The 16,656-nt window shown below is 60.7% G+C and carries 12 protein-coding genes; 1 reads left to right on the top strand and 11 read right to left on the bottom strand.

What is annotated here, in order from left to right:
• Window positions 1-5: 5 nt before the first annotated feature.
• The 5 genes from SHEL_RS01955 to SHEL_RS01935 all read right to left on the bottom strand — a co-directional run bounded on the left by SHEL_RS01955 (window position 6) and on the right by SHEL_RS01935 (window position 5,479).
• Window positions 6-275: a hypothetical protein gene (locus SHEL_RS01955; RefSeq protein ID WP_012797568.1), complete on the bottom strand. Its 270-nt coding sequence runs from the start codon at window positions 273-275 to the stop codon at window positions 6-8.
• Between the two features lie 12 nt (window positions 276-287).
• Complete coding sequence (locus SHEL_RS01950; RefSeq protein ID WP_012797567.1) at window positions 288-557, bottom strand: hypothetical protein; 270 nt, start codon at window positions 555-557, stop codon at window positions 288-290.
• Between the two features lie 29 nt (window positions 558-586).
• The gene (locus SHEL_RS01945; RefSeq protein WP_012797566.1) at window positions 587-988 is read right to left on the bottom strand and encodes a hypothetical protein; all 402 of its coding nucleotides are present in this window, start codon (window positions 986-988) and stop codon (window positions 587-589) included.
• A gap of 98 nt (window positions 989-1,086) precedes the next feature.
• Entirely contained in the window at window positions 1,087-2,052 is a 966-nt protein-coding gene (locus tag SHEL_RS01940) for a hypothetical protein (protein ID WP_012797565.1), read from the bottom strand.
• A 1-nt stretch (window position 2,053) separates the two neighbouring features.
• Window positions 2,054-5,479 carry an FtsK/SpoIIIE domain-containing protein gene (locus SHEL_RS01935; protein WP_012797564.1) on the bottom strand — a complete coding sequence of 1,142 codons (3,426 nt, stop codon included), beginning with the start codon at window positions 5,477-5,479 and terminating at the stop codon, window positions 2,054-2,056.
• A gap of 334 nt (window positions 5,480-5,813) precedes the next feature.
• Between SHEL_RS01935 and SHEL_RS14160 the strand changes: the two genes are divergently transcribed.
• Window positions 5,814-7,082 (top strand): transporter substrate-binding domain-containing protein, encoded by a 1,269-nt coding sequence (locus tag SHEL_RS14160; RefSeq protein ID WP_050749504.1) that lies wholly within the window; start codon window positions 5,814-5,816, stop codon window positions 7,080-7,082.
• A 247-nt stretch (window positions 7,083-7,329) separates the two neighbouring features.
• On the opposite strand, the gene SHEL_RS01925 is transcribed toward SHEL_RS14160, so the two are convergent.
• The 6 genes from SHEL_RS01925 to SHEL_RS15205 all read right to left on the bottom strand — a co-directional run bounded on the left by SHEL_RS01925 (window position 7,330) and on the right by SHEL_RS15205 (window position 16,518).
• Entirely contained in the window at window positions 7,330-8,370 is a 1,041-nt protein-coding gene (locus SHEL_RS01925; protein ID WP_012797562.1) for a transglutaminase domain-containing protein, read from the bottom strand.
• Between the two features lie 140 nt (window positions 8,371-8,510).
• A complete protein-coding gene (locus SHEL_RS01920; protein ID WP_012797561.1) occupies window positions 8,511-8,867 on the bottom strand; it encodes a hypothetical protein in 357 nt (118 codons plus the stop codon).
• A gap of 1,099 nt (window positions 8,868-9,966) precedes the next feature.
• Window positions 9,967-10,917, bottom strand: coding sequence for an NAD(P)H-dependent flavin oxidoreductase (locus SHEL_RS01915; protein WP_012797560.1), 951 nt, complete (start codon window positions 10,915-10,917; stop codon window positions 9,967-9,969).
• A gap of 171 nt (window positions 10,918-11,088) precedes the next feature.
• The gene (locus SHEL_RS01910; protein ID WP_197720371.1) at window positions 11,089-11,856 is read right to left on the bottom strand and encodes a nucleotidyltransferase domain-containing protein; all 768 of its coding nucleotides are present in this window, start codon (window positions 11,854-11,856) and stop codon (window positions 11,089-11,091) included.
• Between the two features lie 422 nt (window positions 11,857-12,278).
• On the bottom strand, window positions 12,279-15,275 hold the full coding sequence (locus tag SHEL_RS01905; RefSeq protein WP_012797558.1) for a TOTE conflict system archaeo-eukaryotic primase domain-containing protein: 2,997 nt from the start codon (window positions 15,273-15,275) through the stop codon (window positions 12,279-12,281).
• A 1,069-nt stretch (window positions 15,276-16,344) separates the two neighbouring features.
• Window positions 16,345-16,518: a hypothetical protein gene (locus SHEL_RS15205; protein WP_012797557.1), complete on the bottom strand. Its 174-nt coding sequence runs from the start codon at window positions 16,516-16,518 to the stop codon at window positions 16,345-16,347.
• Between the last annotated feature and the right edge of the window lie 138 nt (window positions 16,519-16,656).

Below are 16,656 nucleotides of genomic sequence, written 5' to 3'. Positions count from 1 at the left end.
AACCCTTACAACTTCGCGATTATGCCTTCGATTTTTCCTGCCAGCGCATCCAGACGCGCCTGCAGCTCCATGATCGAGCCCTCGGCGTTCTTCAGCTCCTTCTGCACCGACTGCACTTCGCCTTCGATGTAGTCCCTGAAGGGAAAATCCTCGAGCCCGCTGATGATGGTGCCCAGCTTCGTGGCGGCCGCGTTGGCGTCCTCGCTGGACTTCTCCAGATCCTTGCCCAGGGCGCGCAGCTCGTCGGCACCCTCTTGAGTTATAGCGACGGTCATCGTTTCCCACCCCTAAAGCGTCGTGTCCGAGATTTCGCCGATCTTCTGATCGACCTTCTGCTTCAGCGACTTCGCGGTATCCACCGATATGACCAGGCGGCTTTGGCAGATGTTCACCTCTTCGAGGGCCTGCATGCTGAACTTGTCGCCTCCCAGGTTGTCCATGCATTCCTGCGCGGCCTTGCCCATGTCCGCCGCGGCTTTCTCCACGTCGGCGATGTATTGGGCCAACGCCTTGGAAACGTCCTCCAAGCTCTCCAGATCCCATGATGGATTGCCCATTGCGATTCCTTTCTCGTTATGCCGCAGGATCAGCGGCTTCGTCCTTTGGACTGACCGTCAGAATCTCCAGAATTAAAAGGCCTGCTCTTGGAGCCGACACCTGCGGTACTGCCGGGGTCCGACGAGCCGGACGGCCCCTCGGATGAGCCGCCTTCGCCCAAAGACAGAAGCGTCGCCTCGATCTTGTTCGCCAGCAGGTCCAGACGGTCGCACAGAACCGTCACGCTTTCCAGGGATTGTTTCAACTGGGCTTGGCAGGATACGGCGCAATCGCCGATTTCACGGACGAACTCGACATCGATGTGCTGCACCGCCGTCACGTCGTCCACGAGCTTGCGGTTGGCTGCGGCGGCATCGTTGAACGACGCGCGAAGCTGTTTCGCCAGCTTGCGCAGCGCATCGACGCCTTCTTGAGTTACCCCTACCCGCATGGCACTTCCCTACACATCAGACCCGCCGGTTTTGAAAACCGACCTGCCGGAAACCAACGTAAAACCGTCGTCCATCATACACCCTCTCCCGCCGTGCATTACTTGCGATGCATGTAGTGCGTGACCAAAACGGGGATGTTCAGCCCCATGTCCTGGGCAATGCAAAGCCGTTGGGCCGCATCCCCGGCGTTGGCCTCGGCGGGCGACAGGAAGTAGCGGCCGTTTTTCTCCACCACCCTGATCCTACGCTCCTTCGCGAAAAAGGATTGCGCAGTTTGACCCAAAACGGGGTCGCTCGCAAGGCTCTCCAGGGTTTCGCCCTTGGACATCCGCTTCGCCACTTCGGGCACATGGGAGGCCAGCTCGCCGTAGCGCGCGTATGCTTCGGCGGCGGAAGACCCTGCACCGCCCGGCTTCATCCAGAACGCGTCCTCGGTCATGCCCTCATCGTCGAAGAACCGCGCTCCAACCACGGAGCGGGCGCTCACGGTGTCTTCCCTTCCCGACTTGGGAACCGCCTCCAGCCAGTAATCCTTGCCGATGTTGGCAAGGTCGTACATCTCCTCGTCGTTGCCGTGGTGGTCGAAAACCGGTGCACCGGTGTACGCCGGCACCTCGGGCGGCTCGTCGTCATCGCCGTCCGACTTTACAGCCACATCGAAAAACAACTCCGGAAGGTGCGCCACGGGGTCGTCTTCCATATGGACGTCCGCCGCGTTCGCAGCCTCGGAGCCCGACGCAGAGCTTCCCGCCGGCGACGCCATGCGCTGCAGGAAGTCCTCGATCTTGTCCGCCAGGCCGCACAGGGCCTTCGTCAGGTCGGTTATGCTTTCGGCCGAAGCGTTCAGCTGCTCGACGCTGTCCGCCACGCAGTTGCGGATCTCCTTCATGAACTCGATGTCCACCTGCAGCAAGGGCATGACGGCCGTCAGCAGCGCGGCGTTGGCCGCCTTCGCCTCGGTGTAGGACGAATCCAGCCGAAACGCCAGGTAGCGCAGCTCGTCGGCGCCTTCGCGCGATATGGCGACGCGCTTGGAACCCGCGCCGGAGCTTCCTTCTGACATGCTATGCACCTCCCGTGCGGCTTGTGGTCGTGCCGTCGAAACGCCATCCGTTGACGACCATGCCCTTGTAGATGTGCGGCCTCATGACGATGCGCACCTGCCTGCGCTCGCAGGTATAGACCGCGGTGCCCGCCGCCAGGTTGCTGGCCACAGGTCCGCCGAACAGGTCGTACGAGTCACCGCGGCTCATGGGGAATGCCACCTTGTGCATGAAGAGCTGCTGGTCAAGGCCGCATTTTTTGACCGAATAGGCATCGGGCTGCAAAACGACGAAGTGCGTCCCCCGTTTGGGACCCACCTCGAGCAGCTTCCCGATGATGGACTTCACGCGCTTGACGTCGCCCGATGCGATGGGCGCGCCCGACCTGGCAGGAACGCCGGCGTTGTAGCCGTCGATCTGGCTCTGAATCGATGCACGGGTCGCGTCGTCCAAAGGCCCGTCCCCGATCTGTTCGTCCAGCGACTGCATCAGGCTCCACAGGTCCGTTCCGCCGCCGTCCGACTTGGCCGGCTCGTTCGCTTTGGGTGCGGAACCGCCCAAAGAGCTGAGCTCGGCCAGCTCCTCCATTTCGCCCATCTCGTCGAATATGGCATCCAGCCCGAAGACGATCACCAAACGCGGCCTCTTGTCTGCGAGCACCTTGTCCTTCAGGCTCTCCACCCGGGCTTTTATCTCGCCGGGGCTCGATGCGTGGGTCAGCTTGCCCCAATAGTCCATGTGGTCGGCGTAGGCGCGAGCGTTCCCGCTGCCCCACACCTCGATGCCCTCATGGTTGGGGTCCACCTCGAACCAGCTGCGCAGCGCCGACATGGCCATGCAGGCCCGCTCGTCGTCGGTTCCGCCCGCCACCAGCACGTTCTCTTCGGGGCCCGACAGATCCATAATCGCGGGCTTCACCTGCACGAAGCTGGCGGGTACGCCCAGGTTCAGCAACGCCGTGCGGCTCAGGTCCACCGTCTCGTAGCCCGCATGAGCGCGCACGTTGCCGGCGAATTTCCGGTACCGTTCCTTCATCACGCCGTAAGGCACGGGCGCATCGCTGGTCAGAAACACGGGATGCTTGTCGGCGTAGGCGTTATCGCTGGTCAGAGCCTGTGCGAAGTCGGTGCTCGAGGCGTTTTCCGCATGAAGGGCCGCGTTCACGTCCAAGACCGCCTTGCGCAGCGCGTCGTATTCCAAATACAGGTTGCGCACGTGGTAGTAGCGCCAGGTGTCGCGGCCGTCCACCTTCTCCTGCTGGCGGAAGATGCTCTGGAACCGCCCCAGGCTGTTGATCTCGTCCATCAGCGCGTCGGTGCGGTTGGACCCGTCTACGCCCAGCGTGCCTTCCACCTCGTCGCGGACGTTCTTCATGGCCAGGCGCAGCTGAATCTGGTTGCGGGCCGTTTCGGTCAGGGCGCGCACGCCGCTCAGGAAGCTCTGGCTCGAGAAGATGAACTTGATGCCGAACTTGCGCCCCAGCCGCAGAAGCGATTCCAGCTTCAGGGTGTAGTCGGGAAGCGCGGTGCTGTTGCGGGTTTCCAAAAGCTGCATCGAGACCTGGGCGAACTCGTCGATGATCACGAAGATCGCCGGCATGAACACGCTGGGCGGCACGTCGGACAGGTTCTTCCATCCGTTCGCCTCGAAGAGGCTCTCGCGGCGCTCCATGCGGGCCATCAGCTCGTCTATCAGGTCGAACATCAGCTGTTCGGATTCTTCCAACAGCACGTTGCGCACGTGGGGCGGCTTGAGCTTGGCGTATTCCGAAAACTCCGTCTTGTTGAAGTCCACCAGCCACAGCTCCACCTCGTCGGGGTGGTAGTTCATGATCAGGCTGCCGATGATGGTGTGCAGCAGCGAGGATTTGCCCGAGCCCGCGGCGCCCATGATGTACGCGGCGAAGTTGTCGCCCTCGAACGTGCAGTTGAACAGCTTGTCGTCATCGTCGATGCCGATGGGCACCGTGATGGGACGGCGCTTGCCCACCGATCGCGTGGGCAGCGTGAACGACAGCTCCGGCCGGTCGAAATACACCGAGCCGAAGGTCTGCGGCGCCGCCAGCTGGCAGGCACGGCTCACGAAATCCGCAGGCAGATCAGGCACGCGGCCCCACATGAAGCGGCGTTTCTTGTCGTTGTGCAGGACGTAGAACCGCCCGTCGTCGGTCTGGCGCACCACGATGTCGGCGCCCGTCGTGAGCGTCGACTGGAATGCGCGCTGGTTCTGGCTGCGGGGATCCAACCGCACCAGCTCCACCACCGTGATGCCCAGCGAGCGCGCGTTACCCGCCAGAAACGCCAGCTCGGAGCCAGCCATCGAGAACCCGAATGCGTTCGGGTCCTGCGCCACCAGAAGCACCGTGGGCGGCAGCGCCTCGTCCGGGTGGGCGGCGTTGTATTGTTCCAGGGTTTGACCTGCGAGTTTGGTCTGCAAGCCCGAATAGTGGGCGTGCTGGCTTTTTAGCATGGCGCGCATCTCGTCGTCACTTGCCGGCACCCGCAGAAAGCCGCTCTTCCTCACGCGAGCCAAAGGTTCCAAACGTCCCAAAAACGTCGGGCCGTAATGGATGCCGTCGGCCGTGATCACCCGCAGCCCGCGGGCGGGACGCGCCAGCAGCGCGCTCAGCAGCATGGCCTCGATGCCGGCCACCACCCTGTCTTCGTCGTTCACGTTGTATTCCACCCGGGCGCCGAAGCCCCTTTCCAGTTGTATGTTGCGGGCCAGGCACAGCTTGTTTCCGCTGACCATATTCCCGAACGTACGCTTGAGCAGGTCGGCCTTCTCCCTGTCTGCATTGATTTTGGGGCCTTCGTATCCGAACAGGGCGGACGCGCAGGCCCCGGCCTCGGGCCACCTGTTCAGGCGGGCGACGCTCACGGCGCTTTCCGCCTGCGCACGCCGCAAAGCTGCAGCGAGCTCGGTGCCCTCGGGGCCGCCGAGGATGGCGTCTTCCGACGCGTGCGCCTCTCGAATCCGACGGTCGATCTGCTGGCGGCGCACGTCCAGCTCACGGTTGTGCTGGTCGCATCGGGACGAGCCGCTGTTCTCGATCTGCCGAACGTGGACGTCGATGTAGTCGAGGTAGCGCCCGCACAGGCGCAGCACCTCATCGGTGCGGCTCGGCGACTGGGCCACCGCCGCAGGGTCGCGGGTCATTTCGTACAGCCGCTCCAAGTTTGGCCGCTCGCCCGAGCCGTGGCTGCGGGGTATTGCCAGGTTGTTCACGTGGAGGGCGTCCTTCACGCGGCGGTAGCACACGTTGACGTCCTCGCGCAGATCCTCCCATTTCCGACGCTCGCGGAGCATGCGGTCGCGCTCGCCTTCCATAAGACTGGAAAGCTGACCGGGAAGCGCGCTGCGCTCGGCCTCGAGCTGACCGATGAGCTGCTTCTGGGCGGCAAGCTGCGCGTTTATGGAGTCTATTCTCTGGTGGATCGAGGGCATTCCGTTTCCTTCCTGCGGCTCAAGCGCGGTTAGAAACAAGTGTATCGTATTTGTCACGCGTTGGTTGCTCTCGCATGAGGGGTGTGCGGCGCACGTTCCGCGTATTCCGAGACGGTGCGCCCCGCCGCGCGCCGGTGCCTTCGCGGGCCCGACCCGCTTCCCGAGGTGCCCGCACGCCGCCGCGACTGGTTTCTGCCTCGCAACTGGTTCCGTCCGGCAATCGGAGCCGAGCCCGAAAAGCGCTCGCCTGGCGAATGGCTCGCGGCACACCATTACGGCGACCACGGATGTAGAATGTTCACGCACGAAAATATTGCGACCACCAGGAGGCATCATGACCAGCCACTTCTGTCGAAGCTGCGGCGCGCCCCTCGCCGAGGACCAGCCGTTTTGCACCAAGTGCGGAACCCCCGCAAACGCAGCTCCAGCTGGGCAAACGCCTTCTCCCGAAACTCCGGCCGTCTGTCCGAACTGCGGCACGCCCCGCAATCCCATGAACAGATTCTGCATGCAGTGCGGACGTCCCTACGACGGCGCAACCGCAGCTCCAGCGGGAAAGGCGAATCCCGAAACCACCGCCCCATCAGGCGCTCAGCCGACGCAATTCAAACGCGGCATCGCCATAGCAATCGCCGCGGCGGCCGTGGTTCTGGTTGCTGCAGTCGTTGCGTTGGCCCTGTTCGTCCTGGGTTCGGGCGACGAGGCGTCCGAGGTCGACGACGCCGGCAAGACCAAAACCGAGTCCGTCGAAACGAAAGATGAGGCGAAAACTGAATCCGACACCGGAGATGCAGAAGGCACGGTGGGCGGTTTCGGAATGGGCAGTTCGAGCGCCGCGCCGAGCGCTTCGGATGAGAACGCCTTCATCGTCGGCTTCGACGGCGATTACCCGCCCTTCGGATACCAGGCCGACCCCGGCGAAGACGGGTACCTGGCCGACAACGGACAGACGTACACCGGTTTCGACCTGGACCTGGCCGCCGAGGTCTGCAACCGCAACGGCTGGACGCTGAAGGTTCAACCCATCGACTGGGACTCCAAGGACGCCATGCTTGAATCCGGCGAAATCACGTGCGTGTGGAACGGCTTCACCTACGATAACTACCAGACCCAGTACGCGTGGTCCGACCCGTATATGTACAACCTTCAGGTGGTTGTCGTGAGGGCAGATTCCGGCATCTACTCGCTGAGCGACCTGGCCGGCAAGAACGTCGTCACCCAGGATTACTCTTTCGCATTCGACTTGCTCGAGTACGACGACTCCTACACCGCCATTGCAGCCACCTTCAATGGCGGCGGTATCGGCACGGTAGGCTCGTACACCGAGGCGTTCGACCAGCTCGAGCAAGGCGCTGTCGATGCGGTCGTTTGCGACAGCGGCACTGCCCTGCAGGCGATGGCCGACCATCCGGATGCATTCATGCAGCAGGACGAGACGCTGTACGTCGAGCACTATGCCATTGCTTTCGCCCCAGGTCAGGAGGGTATGGCGCAAACCGTTTCCGACACGCTGAGGGAAATGGACGCAGACGGATTCGTCGAGGAGCTGTGCGCCAAATACGAAGGCGACGTCGCCTACTCCGATTGGTGCCTCCGCAACTAAGGGAACCGTCCGACGCGGAAAGCGAACGAAACCGAAGCGGGCCCTCGCATAGCGGCGGCCCGCCGCTTGTTGTCCCGACCGGCCGACGCCTGCACCGTTTGCCGGCTCGCGAGCTGGGCGGCACGATGCGCGCGCGGCGCCTTCCCCACGAGGCACGACGCCCGAGCCGCCATCGACTCTCGAACGGACCGCCCGATGCGCGCGCGGCGCCTTCCCCACGCGGCACGGCGCACCATGCGGCACCCGCCTAGATCTCACGTATGCGCAGGTAGATGTTATGCGTCTCCTGAGAGATATAGTAATCGTAGGTGCACGAGACGCGAGCCGCACGGATGCCCTTCTTGATTTCGGCGGCAATCGCGTCGTCGGGTGCCATGGCGTCATTGGCGAATTTGAAAGCCAGGTACCGTTCGCCCGCCGCGAGGTGCTTCCGCACGTATTTCCCCACCCGGTCCAGCTTGGTCACGAAGTAGCGCCCGCGGTGGTAATAGTTGTACTCGAGCGCCGTGCAAGCAGGATAAATGGTACTTGACCAGGTGTGATCGAACCGGATCAGGCCGTCTGTCAGATTCAGGTAGTCGTAGCACATGCGGATGTCCCCCGCGTCGCGTATGTCCCAAGTGGCATCCACGTGATACGTCTCGCCGTCGAGCTTGACCATGTTCCAGGCGTGACGCTCCCCCGCGTCCGACTCATGCGTCGAGCTTCCCACCACCACAAAGCATTTGATTCGCGCCGCGTCGCACAGCAGTTTGAACCCGCTGGATATGCCCGCGCACACCGCCTTCCGCTTAAGCAGCGCCCCAAGCACGCTGTAGATTTCGTCGTGATGTCGAGGGTTGGTCGGGTCGTTGTTGACCGCCAAGGCCTCGGTGTCATAGGTCACGGTCTGCACCAGATAATCGTGAATGGCCAGTTCACGCTTGTATTGCGTCATACCGGATGCGATATGGTCATTCAGGAACCGCTGCACAACCGCGCTCAGCCGCCTGTCGAAATGCGCGCGCTTCTCCGGCGTGTACCAATACGTCAGCTTGATCTGGTGCTTGTTGCCCTTGGCAAAGGTGAAGATCGTGGCCTTGGCGTAGCGCCAATAATAAAACGCCGGGCAGTCGTAGTAGATGCATTCCTGGAGGTAAAGCAGCTGGTCGATGTCAAGCTTGCGCTCCGGGTCGTCCACGATGACGGCTTCGTCCTGATTCCGCACGGACCAATAGATGCGCTCGTAGATGGGGCGCATCCAATCAGGCAGTTTGTCATGATAGAACTTTACGTACTCTGGAAGCATGAAACCTCACTTGAGAGGGCGCACGTAGCACAACAGCGTGTCGACCAGGCGCCGACCAACAACGGCAGATGGCTGCGACCTTTCGGACCCTTCGACACCCGCCCCGCGTTCGCGGGGCGGACGGGCGTCCACCGGACCAGTTACATGCCGCCGCCGCGCAGCTCAAAGGAATCGGCGGCCTCGGTTGCGCCGGAGTGTCCGCACCAGGCGCAGGTGAAATCGCTGCCGATTTCGGCCCCATAGCAGGTGAGTTTCTTGCAATCGCCGCAGCTCACCCACCCCATGTTTCCGCAGTAGGGACAGCCCGGATACTCGTCGCTCACGAAGATGTTGCCGGACACGGGTTCGTCTCCGTACCCCTCGAAATGGGCCATCGATTCGGAAATCTTAAACGCCCAGACGCAATGCCAAATTCCGCCGATACGCTCCATCGTTATGCCGAACAGCTGGCCGCACGACGCGCATTTCGACAAGACAACGGTCTTTTCCTTCATCATGGCATTCCCCTTCTCCCGAGGCGCTGCATTTCGTCCGACGTGCCAAACACAGTCGAACCAATACTACATCATTCAAGCCGAGTTGCCGCATACGTCTGTGCGAACGGGGGCGGTCGCATATCCATCTTCGTTCATGGTCCGCATCACCCGTGAACCGGTGAGGCAATCGCACGGTCGTCAGAGGAGATCCGCCACTGACGCAGGGCGGAGACTCGTTCGTGCGTCCGCCTGGTTCGAAACGACTTCGCGTCATCGGACTTGCCACGTTTGCGAGTCGAGTCCGAGGTCAAAACACCTCGCTTCGGGACTCATGCAACGATTTTTCAGTTGCTGGAGCGGTTGAGGGGGATAATCCGCGCGGCGATGCTCTTCGGAGGGCTCCTCAGTTGAGACATCTCGCACGTTACGCCACACATCGCATCTGTTTGTTGCCGAACGCACGCTCGAAAACGTCGCCTGACGACCAACTGGCAGTGCGCTCGGCGGATTATCCCCCTCAACCGCTCCGCAGATCCGATTTTCATTGCACGAAGAGACTCCTGCACGGTTCCGAGCCGACATCGGCGCTGCCGAACTCGTGTTTCCAAGGCGCCGTGCAACGAAATTTACGTTTCGTGTGCACTTAGGGGGATAATCTGTAAATCAAACGCGTCAAAAAAGGCTCTGAGCTGTTCTATGTTCCGCGTTTCGCCACATTTCATATTCATTTGTGGCGTATCTTGACTAGACTCAGGAGGAGTGAGGCCGATTTCAAAACTCGTGTTACCGATTATCCCCTTAAGTGCACACCAAACCGGTTTTTCGTTGCACGAAGAGGCTCGCACACGGTCTAAAACCCCTGCCGACGCGTTTCGCCGATCCACATCCACTCGCCAAGTGCACCTCCGCAACCGCCGGCACGCGTCCGGCACGCGCGCCGGCTCCGACGATCTCATGAACGCAGCATATGTCGACCGCACCGCCCGCTCAACCGCCATCAAAAAACCCAGGCCATGTGGCCTGGGTTTTTACAACTCTACAGGCGAAGCGGAGTAAATAGAACGCGGAAGAAAGGATGTGGGGCACGTCCTAGCTCCGACCGCAGCGGTTGTCGATGGGGCTATTCGTAGCCACGGGCGAGGTCGGCCACGATGTCGGAGCAGGAGTCGATGCTCTTCACCAGGGAGACGACGCTGCTCGCGGAGTTGATGCCCTCGTCGAGCTGGCCCAAAAGCTCGCTCTTGCGGTAATCTCCCTGGTCAGGGTTGAGATCGCCAGCCATGTTGGCCTGCGCGGCCGCAACGGCCTTGGCCGTGGGAGTGGTGCGCCAGCGTCCGCCGCCGCCCCAAACGGTGATCGTCACCATGTCGTCGGCCGAAGCGTCCAGAAGGTCCTGCTTGGTGGCCTGCGCTGCGCGGCACTCCTCGGACAGGATGAAACGCGTGCCGGCGAAAGCGCCCTCGGCACCCAGCACGGCGGAGGCACGGGCGAATTTCTCGTTGACGATGCCGCCCGCTGCCAGAACGGGAATGTCCACGGCCTCGGACATGAGGGCCACCATCGCCATGGTGCCCGTCGCGCCGGCCGGCATGACACCGCCCTCGTCGCAGCCCGTGGCCACTATGGCATCCGCGCCCAGCTCCTCAAGACGCTTGGCACCCGCAACCGTGGGGTTGAGCTGGCGTGCAACCACTTTGAAGCCGTCGGCCTTGAGCGCGGCAATCTCACCGTCGGCGAACACGTCGCCCACGAGCACGACCACAGCCACGCCCTCCTCCTTCATGATGGCGATAGTGTCGGCATTGTGGCCGTTGGGGTCGGACGCCGCGGTCATCAGGTTCACACCGAAGGGCCTGTCCGTCAGCTCCTTCACGCGGCGCACGGCCGTGCGGAACGCCTCGTTTGTGGCTTCGCGCGTAGCCTCGGGCTCGGTAGATCCCGCGCCGACGCCGATTACACCCAAACCGCCCGCATTGCTTACAGCGGCAACCAGTTCAGGGCTGGTCAGCCACAGCATCGGGGCATGGACCACCGGTTTCTCGATTCCCAGAATCTCGCATACCCTGCTCATGATTCGGTTCCTTTCGCTCGTCTGTCTTCTGCTGAAACCCAGTCTAAAGACAAGGCACACGAAACTGACCGTACAATTTTACGTTTTGTACGGTTTTGAGCCAAAGTGAAACAAACGGGGAAAACTGTATCGGCCGATGCGATTGCACAGGCCGTCCGCAAGAATCCAGCCCTAACGCTCCCCCATCACAATTGAGACAAACACCTGGTCAAGAGCATCCCAATTGGGTTTCGGGAGGGCGGTCACCCGGGCGCAACGCTCTTCCAGATCGGCGCGGGCGCAAACGATCCACGCATCCACTTCGGGAATGCGCGCATGGAGCTCGCGTTCGTCACCCACACGTTTTTCGGCGAGCATGCCAGCGACCACGCCGCGCATCTCGGGCTCAAGCAGGGCATTCGCCAAATCCTCAAACAGCATCGGCACGGGCGTGGCCTTTTGGACGGCCCATCGCGCGGCAAGCAGCGCCCGCATGACGTAAAGATACTTCTTCAACTTGACAGCGTCCCCAGAAAGCGCCGCCGCGTTGGTTTTGGCCATGCCCAGGTAGTGGTGCACGCTGGCCAGCGGCGAGAAGCACGTCGGCGCCACCTGACGCACCGCCGCGAACTCGGGCGATTCGCGGTAGACGATGGGCGAACCCAGCCACTCGAAGGCCGATGGATTGGATGCGTGCACAAGGCGGAGGAATTTCGCCAGGTCCCAGCCGTTGATGTCCAGCACGTCGTCGAGCTTCCACTCGATGGTGTCGCGGCCCTGGTCCAAACGCAGGTAGTTTTCGACGGGATGCACGTAGACGAAGCGCACGTCGTAGTCGCTGTCCGGCGAGTCGAAGCCCCATGCGCGGCTGCCCGACTCGATGGCCGCAAGCACCCGCACGCCGTGTTCGCGTTCGACGGTTTGAAGCTCGTCGAGAATCGTGGTTGTCATCGAGTCCATATGCGTCTCCGTTCGTTCCCGGACGCCCATTGTACCCTTCCGCCTCTTCGCGAGAAACCCGAAGGCAGAATGATCCCTTTTCGCGAGGGCTGCGCGTCAAATATCGGCGGCTCGGCACCCTGGTGCAACGAGATTTCCGGCGCTGGAGCACTTGAGGGGGATAATCCGCGTGACAGCACCCTTCGGAGCTTTCGTTCGCTGCTAGGCAGGCAACGTTTCGCCACACATCATATGTATGTGTGGTTGAACAGTCGTCATCATGGGTTCCCTAAGGTCCAATCGGGAGCGTCTCCGGCGGATTATCCCCCTCAACCGCTCCGCTGATTCGATTTTCGTTGCACGAACGCGACCCCCAAGCGCCCAAGAACCGTTTTTGCCTATGACTCGACCCGTATCAACCGGACGTCTCGTCAGTTTCTTGCTCACCCCGTCGCAATATCGGCATGTTCCGACTGGATTCCGACGGCCCCTGCCAGGTCGGCGGCGACTTCGGCGCTGTCGACCCTCAAGCTGCAGTCATCGTTTTTGGGAAAGGCCAGCAACGGCAGCGTTCCATACCAAGACACCTTGCCGTCGAAAATGGCAACGCCGGTAACTGGCGCATCCTCAACGGTGACCGTGCACCCCGCGGAAGAAAGTCCCTCCGAAATCCGCGTCTGCAGCTCAACAGAAGCAACTGACTTCGCCTTTCTCATCACGACCTCGACTTCGACGCCCCTGGCAAGCGCGTCCTTAAAGTCAGCCATCATGGAGTCCACTAGATTCGGATTCGCATACGGCGTCGAAATCACGACACGCCTGCTCGCCTGGGACAAGTCCGCGAGAAAATCCATGCGCCAGGACTCGGCCGTCACGATGCGGGCACCAGGCCCTTGCAACTCCGTCGCATCCTTAATCGTGTATCCAAGCTTCGCATAGGTCTTGAGTCGTCGTTTGTACATGCGCTCAAGCATAGGCACACTGGTGTCGACGTAGTCGTACACAATCACGTCGGTTTTGCCTTCGCTCTCACGGTGCAAACGACCTGAATACTGTGTAATCACCCCTTCATGGGAATAGGGCGACGCTAGCATCAACGTGTCGAGCTGGGGCAAGTCGAAACCTTCACCGATATAGCTGCCAGTCGCGACAATCGCATAATCGGAGCCCGTCGCATTACGCACCCGCTCGATTCGGTCGCGCTTTTCCCGTGCGGTCCCCTCACCCGTAAGCACATAGGTCGTAACACCGGCTTCTTCCAAACGTTTAGCGAGTTCAGACGCGTGTTCTTTACGTTTTGTAATAACAAGCGGCGTTCGGCCAGCCCGCACCGCACCCGCCGCGTCTTCCGCAATCAGGTCGTTTCGAGCGGCGTGCTCGCAAAGCGCATCGACGACCTGGTTGAACGAAAAACCAGGCTCCAGCGATGCCAGCCTCACACGGGTGAATCGCGGCTGCAGGGTGCGCACGAACCCCTGCTCGGCAGCCTGCTCCTTCGGGTCGACCTTATGCCGAATGGGACCGCAATGCATATAGATGATGCGCTCCAGACCGTCAGCTCTTTTTGGGGTGGCGGACAGCCCATAGACGTACTTGGCTGTCACGTTCTTCATGACCAATTCCAGGTTGGGAGCGGCCCCATAATGGCACTCGTCGCAGATGACGAGCCCGTAATCCTCGACGATGGGCTTTGCGCTCGGAATTCCCAAGTCGTCCTTAAAGGAAAGAGATTGGAACGTGGCAATGTCCACGATGCCGCTCGGCGCGTTCTTCCCTCCACCAATTTGACCGATGACGGGTCGCTTCCTCCTGCTTGGGCGGCCTGATTTCGTAAGCAGCGCAGGCCGATTGTCCTCGATAACCAAGAACTGTTCGAGCCGTGTTTTCCACTGGTCGATAAGGTTCGTTTTCGGGACGATGACCAGGGTGCGCATCTTCAGCTTACCGATGATGCATGCCCCGATCACCGTCTTCCCGAAACCCGTCGGGGCCATCAGGATGCCGCTCTCATGGCGCAGCAACGCATCCACCGCCTGTTGCTGCCGGTCGCGCAAAACGCCGGAAAACGTCGCGCCAATCGGCACGCCATCGGTGCGCTTGTCGTCGAAATGGCATACGCACCCATGCTCGCTCAGCAATCTGATGAGTCTTTGCTCGCATCCGCGTGGCAGCATGATGTACGCCTCGTCCTCTTCGCCGCACCATACGATTCGGCGCTTTCCATAAACGGATTGATGCATGGCCTGCGCCCGATAGAACTCGGGATTGCCAAACGCAGCCAGACGCCTGATTCTGTTGAGCGCATTCTGGGAAAGACCCTCTTTAGCCACATAGAGCATGTTCGCCCTGGTCACGTCCAAGGTTTTGGGGAAGGTGCCAGGTGCGGGCTTTGTGGCGGGCTCCGACAAACCGGAGACCTCGCGGCCCGCCGATACACTCGCCTTTCGAGACGGAGCGCTTGCGAAAGCAAGCTGCCCTAACGGTCCGTCAGCTGCGGAACCGACGATTTCCTGAACCTTTTGGGCAGACACTTTCGAAACGGACGACAAGAACCGCCACTGATCCTGAAACGCGTCGAAGCGCTCGTCCACGAACACGGAGTTCGACTGTCGCTGCGCCCGACCCTGCAACGGCAACGCAATCAGGTTGCCGAAACCGCCTTGTGGAATGGTGGATTGCGTTGGGAAGAATCGGTCGTACGACTCGAAAGTCATGCCTGGCGCTTCGTCCATGGCGTGCGTGATGATTACGCCTCCAAGGCTTCTGGCCAGCTCGGCGTCGATGGGCTCTTCGAAGAACAGCCAAACGTGCGCACCGTTTCCAGAACGAGAGCGTTCGACTGCTGGAAACAGACCGAACTGGCGACAAGATTCGCAGTACAGCGCCGTTTCGCGCTGCCACCCGCCTTCGTCGAAGTCGGCCACGAGCACCCATGTCTTGCAATCCGGCGTCAGCACATAAAGACCCATCACGTCACGCAGGTCGTCGTGATCGCCTTTGAGATGGTCAACGATTGCCCGGTCATTAACGGGAATGAACTGGCGCGCAGGGCAGTCGGTGCACTTCACGCCAGGGTTGGCCTTCGTCCATCGCGGGCATCGGCGCGTTCTTTCATTGGCGCAGTTCGGAGCATAGCCGATACCGCCTTCTCGCTTGACAAAGCCATGCGCGTACACATCTTCGCGGCCCTTGAACAGCGATTTGAAGAGGACGATCTTGTCCCTGGTAGGACTTTCTGAGGTAACCAGCCGTTTTTCCGCCGCATAATGGATGAACTCATCAGCCCCCGCAACCCACTCGGCCTTCGAGACGTACCGACGCTTGCCTGCTGCATCTTCGAAAACGCAGACCGCATCATTCGTCAGGGCATGGGGAATAGCCTCGATGAGTGAGGCTTCCGCACCGTTTATCAACGCGTATTTCGATATCCCGTGGGTCATGACTCCAACCGATTTTGTCGATGGCGATTCTTATTGCGGTGCCCACATTCTACCAAGGGAATACCCCGCTACGCCTCTGTCTGGGAAAATGTCATTCAACGGGCGGGTGGATGTCTCGCGTTGATTAGCTGCTGGCGCAGTGCCGCGGGTTTGAAAGAGTCCGCATTTGGCGGAACCACTACAAATAGCGGCCGTAAACGAGTCCGTAAAAATTTGCGGCTGCTTTTACGGTTGCTTGTCGACGGCCGATTTAATATACAATTGCTTTTTCAACGGCCGTAAAAAATTCACGGTTGCCTTTACGGCCGATTGGCGGGGAACGAATTCGCCACGGCTCACATGATGTTCGCTCGAGCCTTAGATCGGACTCAGTTGGCAAAATCGCCGTTTTTTTCAGATTCGAAGTTGTGCATTCTGTTTCGGGCGCATGCTCCGAATTCGGACGTTTCGCCAAATTCCCACCTAGGCAAACGCACCGACGGCAAGCCTTGGTTCACTCAAGGCAATCACAACTTAGAATCTCGTGCAGATTTCGCAGGATTCGCCAGCACAAACGACCCCACAACCCTTTGGTTTCTCGGCTCGTGCAACGAGATTTCAGTTGCTGGAGCACTTGAGGGGGATAATCCGCGTGACAGCACCCCCTCGGTGCCTTCGTCCGTTGCTAGGCAGGCAACGTTTCGCCACACATCATATATATATGTGTGGTTGAACAGTCGTCATCATGGGTTCCCTAAAGTCCAATCGGGAGCGTCTCCGGCGGATTATCCCCCTCAACCGCTCCGCTGATCCGATTTTCGTTGCACGAACGGGCCTCGAGCGAGCGAGGGCCGTTTTATATAGGCACGTTTTCTGCACGCGCCGTTATCCGCCCAGTCATCGCGCACACCGTCCTGATGTTGAGTCCGCCCTTCGCAGACCCGTCAAAGCTCTGGTGGCTTCGAACCTGCAACTGTCTCCGTTTGCGTTCCCTATTAAGCAAATCCCGTCAGACATCTTGACCGTACCGGCAGGTTATTCAGTGCATTCGAAACCAACGGCAACCGGACGCCCCGACGGGAACGGTCCGTTATGCATCCTTGGACATGAAGGGATGGTTCTTGTGCCATGCCGGCGGTTCGGGAATCGGCTCGCCCTTGACCACAGCCGCGATTACGTTGCGGTGGATGACCAGCGACGCCACCGCGCACCCGACAGCACATCCCACAACAACGCCCAGCGCCACGTTTGCGAAATGTTTCATAGGAAACCCCTTCTGCCTGCGATTACGATGCGTCGATTCTACCGCGCCAGCCCGCAAAAAGGCAACGTGCTGATTCTGAAACGCCAGACCTGGACCCGCTCCTTTCCCATTTCTGCGCGTCAACGAACGGACAAGGGG

This window comes from Slackia heliotrinireducens DSM 20476, from assembly GCF_000023885.1.
GTDB classification, from domain to species: domain Bacteria; phylum Actinomycetota; class Coriobacteriia; order Coriobacteriales; family Eggerthellaceae; genus Slackia; species Slackia heliotrinireducens.
This window is presented reverse-complemented; position numbering and strand designations above follow the sequence as displayed.

Excerpts from the sequence above, each read along its gene's own strand:
- SHEL_RS01955 (WP_012797568.1), bottom strand. The coding sequence starts at position 275 with ATGACCGTCGCTATAACTCAAGAGGGTGCCGACGAGCTGCGCGCCCTG.
- SHEL_RS01950 (WP_012797567.1), bottom strand. The coding sequence starts at position 557 with ATGGGCAATCCATCATGGGATCTGGAGAGCTTGGAGGACGTTTCCAAG.
- SHEL_RS01945 (WP_012797566.1), bottom strand. The coding sequence starts at position 988 with ATGCGGGTAGGGGTAACTCAAGAAGGCGTCGATGCGCTGCGCAAGCTG.
- SHEL_RS01940 (WP_012797565.1), bottom strand. The coding sequence starts at position 2,052 with ATGTCAGAAGGAAGCTCCGGCGCGGGTTCCAAGCGCGTCGCCATATCG.
- SHEL_RS01935 (WP_012797564.1), bottom strand. The coding sequence starts at position 5,479 with ATGCCCTCGATCCACCAGAGAATAGACTCCATAAACGCGCAGCTTGCC.
- SHEL_RS14160 (WP_050749504.1), top strand. The coding sequence starts at position 5,814 with ATGACCAGCCACTTCTGTCGAAGCTGCGGCGCGCCCCTCGCCGAGGAC.
- SHEL_RS01925 (WP_012797562.1), bottom strand. The coding sequence starts at position 8,370 with ATGCTTCCAGAGTACGTAAAGTTCTATCATGACAAACTGCCTGATTGG.
- SHEL_RS01920 (WP_012797561.1), bottom strand. The coding sequence starts at position 8,867 with ATGATGAAGGAAAAGACCGTTGTCTTGTCGAAATGCGCGTCGTGCGGC.
- SHEL_RS01915 (WP_012797560.1), bottom strand. The coding sequence starts at position 10,917 with ATGAGCAGGGTATGCGAGATTCTGGGAATCGAGAAACCGGTGGTCCAT.
- SHEL_RS01910 (WP_197720371.1), bottom strand. The coding sequence starts at position 11,856 with ATGGACTCGATGACAACCACGATTCTCGACGAGCTTCAAACCGTCGAA.
- SHEL_RS01905 (WP_012797558.1), bottom strand. The coding sequence starts at position 15,275 with ATGACCCACGGGATATCGAAATACGCGTTGATAAACGGTGCGGAAGCC.
- SHEL_RS15205 (WP_012797557.1), bottom strand. The coding sequence starts at position 16,518 with ATGAAACATTTCGCAAACGTGGCGCTGGGCGTTGTTGTGGGATGTGCT.